The organism is Acuticoccus mangrovi, assembly GCF_016411865.1.
Taxonomy (GTDB): Bacteria; Pseudomonadota; Alphaproteobacteria; order Rhizobiales; family Amorphaceae; genus Acuticoccus; species Acuticoccus mangrovi.
The window spans coordinates 1-2,672 of record NZ_JAEKJA010000045.1; the positions used below are offsets into that span (position 1 = coordinate 1).

At 64.0% G+C, this 2,672-nt stretch carries 2 pseudogenes; one reads left to right on the plus strand and one right to left on the minus strand.

Features of this window, described 5'->3' with window-relative positions:
• Positions 1 to 17 precede the first annotated feature (17 nt).
• Positions 18 to 951 (minus strand): annotated as a pseudogene (locus JCR33_RS24415) (ArdC family protein).
• A gap of 360 nt (positions 952 to 1,311) precedes the next feature.
• On the opposite strand from JCR33_RS24415, the pseudogene JCR33_RS24420 reads away from it, so the two are divergent.
• Positions 1,312 to 2,474: pseudogene (locus JCR33_RS24420) on the plus strand (IS481 family transposase).
• Positions 2,475 to 2,672: the final 198 nt, after the last annotated feature.

The following is a 2,672-nucleotide window of genomic DNA, read 5'->3' on the forward strand; positions in this document are numbered from 1 at the left end:
CGACCGCCGTAAGTGGGTCAGATTTGGATCGGCGTTGACAGGAAGGCCAGGAGATATTCCGAGGCCTTCGATGCTGCCGAGGCAGCGCGGACGATGGCGCGGTTGTCTTCCCGCAGCACCTCCTGCCACGAGCCGATGTAATCGGCGTGCCGCACGGTCGGCACGATGCCGAGCGAAGCGCACGTGAAGGCAGCAGTCATCTCGGCGATCAGCTCTTCGAACGCATACTTCTTGGAGCCGAAGGAGCCGGACATGTCGCGGGCGAGTCTGCTGACCGCGCCACTCCAATGGCCGAGTTCGTGTAGCGCCGTCCGATGCCAGTTCACCGCCTCGAAATAGGCCTGCGGCGGAGGCACGCGGACATAGTCGTTGCGCACATCGTAGTAGGCGCGATTGCCGCCGATCCTGAGGTCGGCCCCGCTAGCGCGGATCAGCGTTTCGGCCTGCGGCAGGATCAGGTTCTCTTCGACCGGCGGCGCTGCCGCGGCGATGTCTTCGGGCAAATCTTCACACTGCGCGACGTTGAAGACGGTGAACCGTTTAAGGAACGGGATCGCCTGGGGTTCCTCACGTGCCGCGCGCGCGTTGGCGCTCATCGTCCGGGATAAAGCGGTCAGCGTAGACGACCGTTGTTCCCTTCTCGCCCTTGTGCACGTGTCCGCCGAGCGACAGCGCCTGGTGGAACGTCAGCCAGCTCTGGCTCTCAAAGTTGTGCTCCACGACGGCGCCCCAAAGGATGAGGACGTTGATGCCGGAATAGGCTCGGCCGGTGGCGGCGTTCTTCGGCATCGCAAGCGGGGCCTGGACACCGGCCGACCCCCAAGGCTGAACCCAGGGAAGACGGCCCGCCAACAGCTCGGCAATGATCTTGTTCGTGACCTCCTCGTAGAGACTGGCGCGATCGGACGCGGACCGCCCGCGAGCGGCGGCCCGTCTTGAATACCGTGTCATGGCGGATCTCCATGACGGGCCGACCGAGAGCCTCTCTCTCAGCCCGAAACCCGTCACGGCGACAGCCGCCAAACTCTTCCTCCGCGATGCGCACACGGAGCGCAGTATGAAAGCCTATGGAAGCCGCCGGAGAAGCCCCTCGTATGGAAACCGCGAGGCCGACAACCACGCGACAATCTGTCCAGAAATTCGCCCCCGGCTGCTTCCGCCATGCTTCCGCGAGCCGAAAAGCGCTTCTGGAAATTCCTGCTAAGTCATTTGCCCTTCCTGAGAGATGGGTGACAGATCATTCCGGAGACATGGATGACACTTTTGGGCCTTTGCGGGGAGAGCAAAGGTGCCTGAAAGGAGTGTCACATCATGGACGAGCGGGTGAAGTTCATCGCCCGGCTGCTCGACGGGGAGACGATGTCGGGGCTTTGCCGGGAGTTCGGCATCTCGCGCAAGACCGGCTACAAGATCCACGAGCGCTACCGCGACTGCGGGGTTGAGGGGCTCACCGACCGCTCGCGCCGGCCCTACCGGCACGCCAACCAGTTGCCCTTCCAGATCGAGACGCTGATCGTGCGGCTGAAGCGGGAGAGGCCGGCCTGGGGCGCGCCGAAGATCAAGGAGCGGCTGGCGCGGCTCTATCCGGAAGCGCAGCGGCCGGCGATCTCCACCGTGCACACGGTGCTCGACCGCCACGGCCTGGTGAAGCGCCGCAAGAGACGGCGCAACCGGGCCATGGGCACGCCGCTGTCCTCTTCCAGCGCGCCCAACGCGCTGTGGTGCGCCGACTACAAGGGCGAGTTCATGCTCGCCGACCGGCGCTACTGCTACCCGCTCACCGTCACCGACTATGCCAGCCGCTATCTCATCGCCTGCGAGGCGCTACAGAGCACCAAGGAGGCCACCGCCTTCCCGGTTTTCGAGAGCGCCTTCAAAGAGTTCGGGTTGCCGAGAGCCATCCGCACCGACAATGGCGTCCCCTTCGCCAGCCCTAATGCGCTGTTCAACCTCTCGAAGCTCTCCGTCTGGTGGCTCAGGCTCGGCATCGAGATCGAGCGCATCAAGCCCGGCAACCCGCAGCAGAACGGACGGCACGAGCGCATGCACCTGACCCTGAAGCTGGAGACCACCAAACCGGCGGCCGAGACCATGCTGAGATAGCAGGCCAGGTTCGACGACTTCGTCGCCTGCTACAACACCGAGCGGCCGCACCAGGCGCTCGCCATGGCCTGCCCGGCCGAGCACTACGCGCCCTCAACCCGCCCCTATCGGGGCCTGCCGGAGCTCGACTATCCCTTCCACGACAAGGAAGCCACCGTCACCACCTGCGGCGCATCTGTCTCAAGCGCAGGAAGATCAACCTCAGCCAGGTCTTCGCAGGCCAGAAGGTCGGAATCCGCCAAGTCGATGACCGCCTATGGCTCGTCAGCTTCATGCACTACGATCTCGGCTACTTCGACGACGAGACATGCAGGCTGGAGCCGATCGCCAACCCCTTCGGAGCTAAGGTGTTACCTATGTCTCCGGAATAAACCGTCACCTATGTGTCCGGAATGGACCCGGCGAGGGCTGGGGCACCCGACAGGATTCGAACCTGTGACCTCTGCCTTCGGAGGGCAATGTGACTCGACCGACCACGCAGAGCCCGTCGCGTTTGTATTGCGCTGTGTCGATCAACATGCCGTTGCCGAGCGCGTAGACGCGTTTGCGGATGCCCCAGTCTAGCTGAA